Source organism: Pseudomonas graminis (assembly GCF_004364335.1).
Taxonomy (GTDB): Bacteria; Pseudomonadota; Gammaproteobacteria; order Pseudomonadales; family Pseudomonadaceae; genus Aquipseudomonas; species Aquipseudomonas graminis_D.
This window is the reverse complement of the sequence record NZ_SOCR01000007.1, coordinates 266,399-278,990: the sequence shown is the minus strand read 5'-3', so window position 1 is coordinate 278,990 and position 12,592 is coordinate 266,399. Positions and strand designations below refer to the sequence as shown.

12 protein-coding genes are annotated in these 12,592 nt (G+C 59.8%); 6 read left to right on the top strand and 6 right to left on the bottom strand.

Going from position 1 to position 12,592, the window contains the following annotated elements:
- The first annotated feature begins 35 nt into the window (after positions 1–35).
- The 3 genes from EC919_RS15285 (at position 36) to EC919_RS15275 (ending at position 3,682) form a co-directional block, all read left to right on the top strand.
- Positions 36–1,184 (top strand): NAD(P)-dependent alcohol dehydrogenase, encoded by a 1,149-nt coding sequence (locus EC919_RS15285; protein ID WP_133775272.1) that lies wholly within the window; start codon positions 36–38, stop codon positions 1,182–1,184.
- A 27-nt stretch (positions 1,185–1,211) separates the two neighbouring features.
- Positions 1,212–2,663 (top strand): aldehyde dehydrogenase, encoded by a 1,452-nt coding sequence (locus EC919_RS15280; protein ID WP_133775271.1) that lies wholly within the window; start codon positions 1,212–1,214, stop codon positions 2,661–2,663.
- A gap of 95 nt (positions 2,664–2,758) precedes the next feature.
- Entirely contained in the window at positions 2,759–3,682 is a 924-nt protein-coding gene (locus tag EC919_RS15275) for a SphA family protein (protein ID WP_133775270.1), read from the top strand.
- A gap of 45 nt (positions 3,683–3,727) precedes the next feature.
- Here EC919_RS15275 and grxB read toward each other — a convergent pair whose 3' ends face one another.
- The 3 genes from grxB to EC919_RS15260 form a co-directional block, all read right to left on the bottom strand.
- A complete protein-coding gene (grxB, locus tag EC919_RS15270) occupies positions 3,728–4,372 on the bottom strand; it encodes a glutaredoxin 2 (protein ID WP_133775269.1) in 645 nt (214 codons plus the stop codon).
- Between the two features lie 125 nt (positions 4,373–4,497).
- Positions 4,498–4,803 carry a putative quinol monooxygenase gene (locus tag EC919_RS15265; RefSeq protein WP_133775268.1) on the bottom strand — a complete coding sequence of 102 codons (306 nt, stop codon included), beginning with the start codon at positions 4,801–4,803 and terminating at the stop codon, positions 4,498–4,500.
- Positions 4,804–4,827: 24 nt separating this feature from the next.
- On the bottom strand, positions 4,828–5,442 hold the full coding sequence (locus EC919_RS15260; protein WP_133775267.1) for a nitroreductase family protein: 615 nt from the start codon (positions 5,440–5,442) through the stop codon (positions 4,828–4,830).
- A 112-nt stretch (positions 5,443–5,554) separates the two neighbouring features.
- On the opposite strand from EC919_RS15260, the gene EC919_RS15255 reads away from it, so the two are divergent.
- From EC919_RS15255 to EC919_RS15245, 3 genes are all read left to right on the top strand, one after another.
- On the top strand, positions 5,555–6,457 hold the full coding sequence (locus EC919_RS15255; RefSeq protein ID WP_133775266.1) for a LysR family transcriptional regulator: 903 nt from the start codon (positions 5,555–5,557) through the stop codon (positions 6,455–6,457).
- 95 nt (positions 6,458–6,552) lie between these two features.
- Positions 6,553–7,437 (top strand): alpha/beta fold hydrolase, encoded by an 885-nt coding sequence (locus tag EC919_RS15250; protein ID WP_133775265.1) that lies wholly within the window; start codon positions 6,553–6,555, stop codon positions 7,435–7,437.
- Positions 7,438–7,520: 83 nt separating this feature from the next.
- A complete protein-coding gene (locus EC919_RS15245; protein WP_133775264.1) occupies positions 7,521–7,847 on the top strand; it encodes a low molecular weight protein tyrosine phosphatase family protein in 327 nt (108 codons plus the stop codon).
- Between the two features lie 83 nt (positions 7,848–7,930).
- Here the strand turns inward: EC919_RS15245 and EC919_RS15240 are convergent, their stop codons facing one another.
- The 3 genes from EC919_RS15240 to EC919_RS15230 form a co-directional block, all read right to left on the bottom strand.
- Positions 7,931–9,511: an aldehyde dehydrogenase (NADP(+)) gene (locus tag EC919_RS15240; protein ID WP_133775263.1), complete on the bottom strand. Its 1,581-nt coding sequence runs from the start codon at positions 9,509–9,511 to the stop codon at positions 7,931–7,933.
- Between the two features lie 116 nt (positions 9,512–9,627).
- Positions 9,628–11,184 carry a UxaA family hydrolase gene (locus EC919_RS15235; RefSeq protein ID WP_133775262.1) on the bottom strand — a complete coding sequence of 519 codons (1,557 nt, stop codon included), beginning with the start codon at positions 11,182–11,184 and terminating at the stop codon, positions 9,628–9,630.
- Positions 11,185–11,239: 55 nt separating this feature from the next.
- Positions 11,240–12,559, bottom strand: a complete 1,320-nt coding sequence (locus EC919_RS15230; RefSeq protein WP_133775261.1) for an MFS transporter — start codon at positions 12,557–12,559, stop codon at positions 11,240–11,242.
- Between the last annotated feature and the right edge of the window lie 33 nt (positions 12,560–12,592).

Sequence of the window (12,592 nt, the reverse complement as noted above, 5' to 3'; positions counted from 1 at the left end):
TACGTTCGATCAACAATAATAAAGAGGATCACCGCATGTCCCCGAGTCATTTGAAACCCATTGAAGTCACCGTCGCCGTCTTGCGTGAGGCCGGTGCATCGCTGCGCATGGAGCAGGCTGAGCTGGGCGTCCCGCGTAACGACGAGGTGCGTGTGCGCGTTGTGGCGACCGGTGTGTGTCATACGGACATGGTCGTTCGGGATCAACTGTTTCCCACACCGCTGCCGATCGTTCTGGGGCATGAAGGCGCCGGCGTGGTCGAGTCCGTGGGCTCGGCCGTGACCACCATTGCGCCCGGCGACCATGTGGTGATGACGTACATGTCGTGCGGACTGTGCCTGCCGTGCGAAACCGGACACCCGGCCCATTGCTCCCATATGCACCCGCTGAACTTCGGCGGTGGTCGTCTGGATGGCAGCACAGCGACGTGCAGTTGCGAGGGAAATACGCCCATCCATGACCATTTTTTCGGTCAATCCTCCTTTTCGACCTACGTCATCGCCAACGAACGCAACGTGGTCAAGGTGTCCAAAGAGGCGCCGCTCGAACTCCTGGGCCCATTGGGTTGCGGCATCCAGACCGGCGCCGGCTCTGTGCTCAAGGCCATGAAAGTGGAGGCGGGCGCAAGTTTCGCCGCATTCGGTGCGGGCGCAGTAGGCCTGGCGGCCGTGATGGCGGCGAAGGTCGCAGGCGCGACCATCATCATCGCGGTGGACGTGACCCCCAGTCGTCTTGAAATGGCACTTGAACTGGGCGCGACTCATGTCATCAACAGCCGAGACGAGGACCCGGTGCAGCGCATCCGTGACATTACCGGGGGTGGCGTCAACTACAGCCTGGAATGTTCCGGGCGCGCGCAAGTGTTGCGACAAGCCATTGATGCGGTGACCACGCTGGGGACCTGCGGCATCGTCGGCGCGACAAAAATGGGCACTGAGGTGGCCTTCAACATCAACGACGTGATGATTCCCGGCAAGCGAATCATGGGCATCGTGCAGGGCGATGTCGTCGCCAATGCGTTCATCCCTACCTTGGTCGATCTGTACCTGCAGGGCCGTTTTCCCTTCGACAAGCTGTGCCGTTTCTACACGTTCGACCAGATCAACGAAGCCATGGCTGACAGCGAAAGCGGTATCACGATCAAGCCAATCCTGCGCATGCCGACAGCGACTGACGCGGCTTGAACCCCTGACTGATAAAGGTAGCGAAAGATGAATGTGCAACTGGTTATCGACAACGAAAAGCAGGACGCCGCCAGCGGCAAAACCTATTGCCGGATGGACCCTGTCAGCGCTCAACCGGTCACCGAAGGGGCTGCATGCGGGGTTGAAGACGCTCTGCGTGCAGCGGCGTCATCGCAGGCAGCGTTCAAGAGCTGGTCCAGAGTTGGGCCTACCGACCGCCGTCGTCTGCTATTGGCGGCAGCCGACGTGCTGGAAAGCAAGATGGCGACATTCTGCAGCGTCATGGCGGAAGAAATCGGCGCCTCGCAGCTCTGGGCGCAATTCAATGTAGGGGCCTCTGCGAATCTCTTGCGTGAGGCTGCGGCACTCACCACTCAGATCAAGGGTGAAACCCTCCCGACCGACAAAGCCGGCACCCTGTCCATGACCCTTCGCCAACCGGTGGGCACCGTGCTGAGCATTGTGCCGTGGAATGGGCCGGTGATATTGGGCGCGCGGGCCATTGCCTACCCACTGGCGTGCGGCAACACCGTCATTCTCAAAGGGTCGGAGAATAGCCCGCGTACCCACGAACTGTTGGCCGAGTGTTTCTACGAAGCAGGCTTTCCCCCGGGTGTCTTGAACTTCATTATTTCGGCGCCCGAGGATGCATCGGCCGTCACCGAAGCCTTGATCGCTCACGACACTGTGCGTCGGATCAACTTCACCGGCTCAACCAAGGTCGGGCGGATGATCGCGCAGACCAGCGCCAAATACCTCAAGCGATGCTTGCTGGAGCTGGGCGGTAAAGCGCCGTTTATTGTTCTTGAGGACGCTGATCTCCAGGGCGCGGTGAATGCTGCAGTGTTTGGCGCCTTCCTTTATCAGGGGCAGATCTGCATGTCGACCGAGCGCTTCGTCGTTGACGAAACGATCGCGGACCGATTCGTTGAGATGTTTGCCGCGCGTATCAGCCGCCTGGAGACGGGTGACCCGGTCTCGTCCCCTGGCTGCGTGATCGGGCCGATGATTTCCCAAGGCTCGGCTCCACGCATCAATCAACTGCTGGACGACGCCATCAGCAAAGGCGCAAAAATCGTCGCGGGCGGTTTGGCAGAGCGGGCATTGATGGGCGCGACACTGGTCGACCACGTCAGCGCGGCGATGGACATTTACGATGAAGAAACCTTCGGACCCGTGACAACGGTCGTGCGGGTCAAGGGAGCGGATCAGGCGTTGGCGGTTGCCAATGACACCGCCTATGGACTGTCTTCATCGATTTTCAGCCGGGATGTCAGCCTTGCGCTTGAGCTCGCCAGTCGTCTGGACGCCGGCTGTGTACACATCAACGGGGCAACGGTGCAGAACGAACCTCAAGCGCCTTATGGCGGTATGAAAAACAGCGGTTACGGTCGGTTCGATGGCAGCGCCGTCATCGACGAGTTTACCGAAGTGAAATGGGTCACCGTGGAGCCGTCGGATCAGCCTTATCCATTCTAGGGGGCACCTGGCGTCACGTTTTCACTGCGTCAGGCAGCCTTGGAGGCAACTGACTCCAGGGCTCGCGCGTCATCACCCATTTATGGTCGCGAACAATGAATAACAATAAATCGTACGAACCAACCCGCGTTTTCAAGCCCGTTCATTATTTGATGGTCGGATCAGTGCTGGTCATGGCGCTGCCGAGCGCACAGGCCACCGAAGGAGGGGGGTCGTCCTACCCGATGGGGGCGGAAAACTACATGACCGGGGCCATGCCGCCTCCCGGTTTCTACGGCCAGATATTCGCCGAAAGTTACCGGGCCGACTCGCTGCGTGACAATCGAGGTGGAAAGGCTGTTGACGATTTTCATCTGAGCGCAGATGTCATCGCGCCGAGGCTGATCTGGGTGACGGAGCAAAAGGTGCTCGACGGCGCCTTGGCCTTTCACGTGAACGTTCCATTGGTTGACCTGAAGGTCGATGTCAATGGCCAGCATCAAAGCAAGAAGGGCATGGGTGATGTGATCTTCGGCCCTGGCCTGGGCTATCACTACAGTGAAAGATTCCATGCGATCTACGCCCTGGACATCTTCGCGCCGACAGGCCGCTACGATCGAGGCGATCTGGCCAACATCGGCCGCAATTACTGGGCATTTGAACCCATTGCGGCCTTCTCTTACGTCGACCCCGTGGGGCTTAATGCCGACCTCAAGGTGATGTACGACTTTAACCTGCGTAACTCGGACACCGACTATCGCTCGGGCCAGGAACTGCACGCAGACTATTCCCTGGGCTGGGGCGTCGGCCATGGCTGGGTCCTGGGCGTCGGGGGTTATATTTACCGCCAGACCACCGATGACCGCCAAAACGGTAACCGCCTGGAAGACAACAAAGGGCGCGCATTTGCCATAGGGCCGTCGATCAAGTACAGCGGTGCGTCGGGATGGTTTCTCACCGCAAAGTGGCAAAGGGAAAGCGACGTTCGCAACCGGCCGGAAGGCGAAGCGTACTGGCTCAAGCTTACCGTGCCACTTTAAGGCCAGGGCGACCCGGCGGTGATCATGATCGCCGTCGGGCCGACACTAGACCGCGATGTGGTCGTGAAGATCGATGCCGGTGCGTTCCGACATGCGCAGCCGGTAAGCCTGTACAGCGGGGGGGTACACGATGCCCCGTACAATCGACATGCTGCGCAAGGTCGCAAAGAGGTGGATGTCATCCTCCGACAGCTCGCCATTCACCGCGTCCGGTGACTGGATCATGGGCTCCAGAGCCCACAGATGATGATTGAGCGTGGCGATGTAGTCCGCGCTGGCTGCCCTATGATCTTTGAAGCTGCCGAGCATGGCTTCTTTGTTGCGCGTGAAGTAGGCGCGCGCAGCCGGGGTGGAGAACTCTTCGAAGTCTGCGGCCGCCCATCTCGGGATCGCCAGCGAGTAAAGAGGGCCGGTCACCTCGTTGTTCCACTGGGCCAGGAACGGGTTGCTAACGCCGGACAACACTCTGGCGCCGGACAGGCCGTCGACATACGCAACGATGTCCATACTTTCGGCGAGGTAGCGCCCGTCGTGCTCCAGAATGGGGGCCATTTTCTTGCCAATCATCCGCGTTGGTGTGGCCTCATCGTCATTCAAAAGAATAACGAGATCGAATGCGGTGTCCTTCAACCCGAAAATCGTCCGCGCTTTCACGCAGAACGGGCAGTGATCGTAGACGTAGAGCTTCATGAGTTTTGAATTCCAGAGCAGGGCTGGGTGGCGCAAGCGCGACAGGACGTTGGGGGTCTACAACTTCAGCGCATGTTGAAGGCGATAACCGTCCTGAAAGGCAGTCATCCGCCGGTTGTAATACTTCAACTTGAATAAGCACCGAAGAAAGAAATCTCGGGTTTTCCGACCATCAAATGTTCGGCATCACGCTCGAAGGTGTGAAAGTGAGGCTGGGTAAGATGTAAATCAAAAGCCGCCCGGTCTTTATAAATTTCATGAAAGACCACATAGCGCTCATCATCTTCAGGCACCAGAATATTGAAAGCTAAACATCCAGTTTCTTTGGTCAAAGAGTCCTGGGCGTCTGCGGCTGCCACTGGAAGAAACTCGGCACGCGCCCCAGGCTGCAATGCAATTTTGGCGATGACGACAAAGGTAGATAACGGCACTTCCGTATTCCTTTTATAAAGCAGTCAAACGATCGAAAGGATGTCGCTTGTGGCCTTGCGTGGCTTTTGCGGCCAATTCGTTTTGCCCGCACGCCCCACCGTCACCAGCATCACCGGAATCTCGCGATCGTCCAGGTTGAACGCGTCCGCGACGCCTGCCTGGTCGAAGCCAATCATCGGTGTCGACGCCATGCCACGTTCGGTTGCGACCATCATCAGCGTCATTGCAGCCAGGGACGCGGATCTCACCGCTTCATCACGTTGCATCGCTGGATTGTCCGCATACATGCCTTCAACCGCACCCACCCAGCCCTTGAAGGTCGCTTCGTCCAGAATTCCGGCGTCTACGGAAGGGCGCAATGAACCGGCGATGGTTTTGTGAGGGTCAAGCGTCCCGCAGACGATAAAGGTGACGGCGGCATCTACGACCTTTTCCTGGCCGTACGCCAGAGGCAGCAACTTTGCTTTCGCCTCTTTGGTATGCACGGCAATGAAGCGCCAGTTTTGCAAATTAAATGCAGACGGTGCATGGCGAGCAAGGTCGATCAAGCCAGTAACGTCCTGCTCCGATAAAACATGAGTCGGGTCATAACTGTGAGCGGAAAAGCGTGACTGGATGGCTTCGGTAACGGTTGGCATAGGGTTCCCCTTAAGGTGTAGAGACGCGAGGCAGCACTTTATGGGGTGGATGATTGAAAGAGAATGCCTGCCAGTGAGACCATGCGTTTCATAAATGAGAGGGGGGGCAACGATGGATCTCAACGCGGTACAGATGCTGGTGACCATCGTCCAGGCGGGAAGCATGACGGCGGGAGCTGAGCGTTTGGGCGTACCACTGCCCACTGCGAGCCGGAGGATTCGCGCGCTTGAGCAGGCGCTGAAGGTTGAGTTGCTGGAACGCTCAGCCAGGGGCGTGAAGTTGACTGAAGCCGGCACACGCCTCTTTGAGCATGCGAGCCGTGGCCTGGAGCTGCTGCAGGAAGGACACGATGCAGTGGTGAGCGATCAAGCCCACGTTCAGGGCAAGCTGCGTCTTTCAGTGCCGCCATCGTTCTCGCCCTGGTGGCAGCTGATTACTGACTTTCAGAACGATCATCCCGATATCCGCGTTCATCTGCTGTCGACGGAGCGTCGTGTTCACCCGGTCGAGGACGGCATCGACGTCGCACTGCGCGTCGGTGAGGTGGAGCATGAAGCGTTGATCGGCAGGCATTTGCTCGACTATCGACATGTGCTGGTCGCCAGCCCCCGGTTTATCTCGACCCACGGCCGGCCGAGTGCGCCACATGATCTAGTCAGGTTGCCCTGTGCTACGTGGAGCCTTGGCACCAATACGAACGCTACGTGGCGATTCGCGGGCACATCAGTGACGCCGAACACCGTGCTGTCGACAAACGACAGCATGCATCTGCTGCACAGTGTGTTGGCTGGCGAGGTGATAACCGAACTGCCACCGTTCATCGTCAAGGACGCTATAGAACAGGGCTTACTGGCGCCGCTGTTAGAGGAATGTCCATTGCCGTCAGTGGCTTTGAATCTTCTCTATCCTGCGCATCGTCATCCTTCTGCCGTTGTGCGCACTTACCTTGAATACTGTCGACGAAAAATCCCATGGCTGGTGGATGCGTGTACGGCTGAGGCGCCCGCCACCTAGTGCTACACAGATCATGAACTGTGCGTCTACGCTTGGCATATTGCCGCCCGGTTCGGTTGATCTCAGGATTGAGCCAGCACCTATGGAGTCAAATCATGTTCGCCGGTTTCCAGAAACAACAACGCCAGGTCAACGGCCTCACCATCAGCTATCGCATCGGCGGTACCGGCCCCGCGTTGTTGCTGTTGCACGGCCACCCTCAGACCCACGTTATCTGGCACAAGATCGCCGAGCAACTGGCCGCCGAATTCACCGTGGTCGCCGCTGACCTGCGTGGCTACGGCGATAGCGACAGGCCGGCTGCCGATGCTGAACACTCTCATTATTCAAAGCGTGAAATGGCGCTCGATGCTGTCGAGTTGATGCAGTCGCTAGGCTTTGAGCAGTTCAGGGTGCTTGCCCATGACCGGGGCGCGAGGGCGGCCCATCGGCTGGCCCTCGACCATCCACAGGCGGTCAAGCAGATGGTGCTGCTCGACATCGCGCCCACCCTGGCGATGTATACGCAAACGAACGAAGCCTTTGCCCGGGCCTACTGGCACTGGTTCTTCCTCATCCGTGCGGCGCCGTTGCCGGAGAGCCTGATCGAGGCCAACCCCGAACTCTATTTGCGCAGTGTGATGGGCAGCCGCAGCGCTGGCCTCGATCCCTTCACCCCAGAGGCGTTCGCCGAGTACCTGCGCTGCCTGCACATTCCCGGCAGTGCGCGGGGCATTTGCGAAGATTACCGCGCCTCGGCCGGTATCGACCTTGACCACGATCGCGCAGATCTCGCCGCGGGTCATCACCTGACGCTGCCATTGTTGGTCCTTTGGGGCGCCGAAGGCACCGTGGGGCGTTGTTTCGATCCGCTCAAGGAATGGCAGCAAGTAGCAACCGATGTGCGCGGAAAGGCGCTGCCTTCAGGCCATTACATCGCCGAGGAAGTGCCCGGGTTACTGCTTGAAGAGGTGCTGGGATTTTTCGCTGAGCCGCTCTAGCCAGGCCGCGTACCTGGCGCAGTAATTGCTCGTTCATGCGATGTTATCCTCATCAAAGCAAACCCCTGGCTTTTGGATCTAAAGTGACGAATCTCCTGTTCATCTGTAGTCGTAACCAGTGGCGAAGCCCTACAGCGGAAGCGATGTGGCGCCGTCGACCCGGCTTCAATGTGCGTTCGGCGGGCACCAGTTCCAGCGCACGCAAGCAAGTCGGGCCTGCGGACATTCGCTGGGCAGACGTGATCTTCGTCATGGAGCGTAAACACCTGCAGCGGCTGCGAGCAGAGTACGCTCGGCTTCTTGAACACAAGCTCATCCACGTTCTGGAGATCCCTGACGATTTTCAATACATGGATGCCGAGCTTGTGGACCTGCTGGAGAGTGGGGTGGGTGAGTGCCTTGGGCGGTAGGCACTTCGCCGGCGAGTTGCGATTAACGGATGATAAAAACCGCCCAGATCGGGCGGTTTTTCATGGATCCCTGGACTTGGCCGTCAAAGCGCCCCATTCGACTGTTGCCCATCCACCAGCCGCTGAATCCCCAGCGGGTTAGCGTCTTGCAGAGCAGGTGGCAGCAGGGCGTCCGGGTAATTCTGGAAGCATACCGGGCGCAGGAAGCGGTCGATGGCCAATGTCCCTACCGACGTCCCGCGCGCGTCTGACGTCGCCGGGTACGGCCCGCCATGTACCATGGTCTCAGTGACTTCCACCCCCGTCGGATAGCCATTCAACAGAATCCGGCCGACCTTCTCCTGCAAACACTCAGTCAGCCAGCGGTATTCCATCAGCTCATCCGCTTCGCCGAGGACGGTGGCCGTCAGCTGCCCGCGCAGGCCATGGAGCGCTGCAGCCAGTTGCTCCTGGTCGGCGACTTCAATAACGACCGTGGCCGGCCCGAATACTTCTTCCTGGAGCAGCTCGTCACCGTTGAGCAGCAAGCTGACGTCGGCTTTAAATAATTGCGGTTGAGCCTGTTTACCCTGTTGCGGGCTTCCCGCCAGGTGCTTCACGCCCGGGTGAGCGAGCAAGTGCTGCAGCCCCTTGCTGTAGCTGGCCAGGGTTCCGGCGTTGAGCATGGTCTGCGCCGGTTGTTCGTTCATTCGCGCGATTAAGCGCTCTATAAACGCCGTGAAATTGGCCGACTGCACGCCGATGATCAACCCAGGGTTCGTGCAAAACTGCCCGCAACCCAGGGTTACCGAGGCGGCGAGCTCGTTGGCGATGGTGTCGCCCCGCACCGTGAGTGCCTCGGGCAGGATGATCACCGGGTTGATGCTCGACATCTCGGCGAATACCGGAATCGGCTGGGGACGTTCCGCCGCCATCTTGCACAAGGCGTTGCCGCCTTTGAGAGAGCCGGTAAAACCCACCGCCTGGATCGATGGATGCTTGACCAGCCATTCACCGACGCCGCCGCCATAGATCATGTTGAACACACCAGCGGGCATACCGGTGCGCGCCACCGCACGCATGATCGCGTCCGCCACCCATTCGGCGGTGGCCATGTGGCCACTGTGCGCCTTGAACACCACCGGGCAGCCCGCCGCCAGGGCAGACGCGGTGTCCCCACCGGCAGTGGAAAACGCGAGAGGAAAGTTGCTCGCACCGAACACGGCGACCGGGCCCACGGCGATTCTGAACTGACGCAGATCGGGGCGGGGCAGGGGTTTACGATCCGGCAGGCTGCGGTCGATGCGCGCCCCGTAAAAATCACCACGACGCAGCACCGTTGCAAACAGGCGCATCTGTCCGCTGGTGCGACCACGCTCGCCCTGGATACGCCCGGCAGGCAACGCCGTCTCGCGGCAGACGGTGCTGACGAAGTCGTCGCCCAGGGCAGCCAGCTCGTCAGCGATGGTGTCCAGAAATTCGGCGCGGCAGGAGGCTGGCAGATGGCGGTAAATCGGGTACGCAGCAGCGGCCGCTTTGGCTGCCGCGTCGACTTCATCCTGCGTCGCCTGGGTGAAATGACCTGGAAGGGCCTCGTTTGTGGTCGCATCAAAACTTTGCAACTGCACACTGCCGGCGCCGAGTCGCTGTCCACCGATGTAGTTCAGACCGAGAATCTGGGTCATGTCAGGGTTCCTGATGGGATGAGTGAATAAACGTCGAGGCTCGACACCCGCTAAATGAAGCGGCTCCGCATCGTGCGGGACGACGGGAGCCGGCGTGTCGAATTGAATGAAAGGTATTAAGTGATCGCACCGATCTGCCACGGCACGAACTCGTTCTGGCCATAGCCATGCTGTTCGCTTTTGCTTTTGTCGCCCGAGGCGATGCGCAGCATCATGCGGAAGATATGTTCGCCGCGTTCCTCAATGGTCATGGTGCCGTCGGCGATCCCGCCGCAGTTGACGTCCATGTCCTCTTCCTGGGTTTCCCACAGGCGGTTATTGGTGGCGAGCTTGATGGACGGCGAGGGCGCACAGCCATACGCCGAACCGCGCCCTGTAGTGAAGGCAATCAGGTTGGCCCCGCCAGCGACCTGGCCGGTGGCAGAGATCGGGTCGTAGCCGGGGGTGTCCATGAACACCAGGCCATGTGCCCTGACGGTTTCAGCGTATTCATAGACATCCACCAGATCGGTAGAGCCCGCCTTGGCGACGGCACCCAGTGATTTTTCCAGAATGGTGGTCAAGCCTCCGGCTTTGTTGCCCGCTGAAGGATTGTTGTTCAGCTCGGCGTCCATGCGCTTGCAATAGGCTTCCCACCAGTGGATACGGGCGATGAGCTTTTCACCGACTGTCTGGCTGACGGCGCGGCGGGTCAGCAAGTGTTCGGCGCCGTAGACCTCTGGCGTTTCCGACAGAATCGCGGTACCACCTGCCGCCACCAGGCGATCGACGGCATTGCCCAAGGCAGGGTTGGCCGTGATGCCCGAATAACCGTCCGACCCACCGCATTGCAGGCCGATGATCAGGTGCCTGGCGCTGACGGGTTCGCGTTTGACGTGGTTGGCTTCTGCCAGTAGTGATTTGACTTGGGCGATGCCACTGGCAATGGTTTTCGACGTGCCGCCCGTGCCCTGAATGGTGAAGGTGCGCAGCGAATGGCTGCTGGTCAGTCCCTGGGCCGCCAGCAGATCGGGAATCTGGTTGGTTTCGCAACCCAGGCCGATCATCAGGACCGAGGCAAAGTTCGGGTGAACGGCATAGCCCCCCAACGTCCTGCGCAACATGGCCAGTGCCTCGCCACCCGGATCGACTGCGCAGCCCACGCCATGGGTGAGCGCGACGACGCCGTCGACGTTGGGGTATTCAATCAATGCTTCAGGATGAATGTCCCGGCGAAAATAGTCGGCGATCGCCCGCGCCACCGTGGCCGAGCAATTGACCGACGTCAGAATGCCGATGTAATTGCGAGTCGCCACACGGCCATCGGCGCGCACGATGCCCATGAACGTCTCTGCGGTGGGGGCGGGGCTGCCTTTGGCGTCGACACCGAACGCGTAGTCCCGAGAGAAATCGCCCATGGCGACGTTGTGGACATGCACGTGTTGTCCCGCTTCGATGGCCTGGCTGGCAAAGCCGATGATCTGACCGTAGCGGCGCACGGGTTGGCCCACGTCGATATGACGGGCCGCGACTTTGTGACCCGAAGGCACAGGCTCAAGTACCTCGATGCCTTCGGCTTTAAGCACCAGACCTTTGACCAGCGGTTGCCGCGCGATCAACACATCGTCCAGCGGGTTGAGTCTGATCACGGCATTGGCCGCGGTGTCGCTGCCGGTTGTGGTTATAAGCTGCATGACGATTGCCTCGGTTATTCAGTGAGCGCAATGGGAATGGGCAGAGCAGGGCAGGTCACGCCAATCCACGCTCGCGGTAATCAATCAGGCTGGAGAACAGCATCAACCCCAAGGCCATGGCGACGAAGAAAATCAGCGCCAGGAAGTACGAGCCGGTGTACTGCACGATCAAGCCAATCAGGATGGGCACAATCACGCCGACCATGTTGCCGCAGAAGTTCATGCTGCCGCCCAACACACCTGCTTTGGACTGGCCGCCGAGGATGGCGGGCAGGCACCAGTACATGCCGCACCAGCGAATGAAAAACAGCGCGACACACAGCAGCGAGATGACCACGACGGCGTCACTGCTATACGCCACGGCGAGAATGCACAGGGCGGCAATCGCCGCGGAGCCTGCGAACATGCTGCGCATGACGGTGTTGGGTTGACCGCCGGCCGCTTTCCATTTGTCGGCCACCCAACCGCCAAACAGTTCGCCGATGAACCCGCACATGAAGATCAGAAAGGTCGCGCCGCCCATGGCCTTGATGTCCAGGTTATGGGCCTGGTGCAAGTAGCTCGGCATCCAGGTCAGCAGGCCGTAAAACACACTGTTGTAGCAAGCGAAGCCCGCGAACATGGCCAGCACTGAACGGCTCTTGAGCAATTCTTTGAGGACGGCCTTGCGCCCGCCCGTGGCTTTTCGGGCCGCTTCATTGGCGTCGGTGATGTACGCGAGCTCGGCAGCATTGACCTTGGGGTGTTCACTGGGGTGGTTTCTGATGTACCACCATGCCCATACACCCACGACCATGGTGCCTACGCCGGCGATGACGAAGGCGATGCGCCAAGAATCAAACCAAGTGATCAATCCCGCAATCAGGATCGCCCCCAACGCAGTGCCCAACGGTGCGCCGCCATCGACGAGGGTAGCGCCGCGTCCGCGCTCATTGGGCGTCAGCCAAGCACCGTTGAGCTTGGCCCCGGCCGGCATGATCGGCGACTCTGCGACACCCAGCCCGATGCGGGTGATGAGCAGCGTGATCCAGTTGTGTGCACCGCCCGCCAAGGCCTGGAAGAGACCCCAGCCGATGGTGGCAATGCCGACAATGTTGCGGGTCTGAAAGCGGTCAAGCAGCATGCCGCCAGGGATCTGCATCAGCGCATACGACCAGAAGAACGCGCTGAGCATCAAACCTTCCAGCGCCGGTGTCATGTTGAAATCAGCGGAGATCAACGGCAGCGCAACGGACAGCGAAGCCCGGTCGATGTAGTTGATGGCCGAGAGGAGCAGCAGGAGCAGGAATATCCTCCACCGCACCGTGGTGGGACGGGCGCTCGCGGCACTCGTCGAGGCAGTCGCGGTGACGACCTGTACATTGCCAGTGGTCATGTTCATCTCACTCTTATGTTTATTATGAAATGC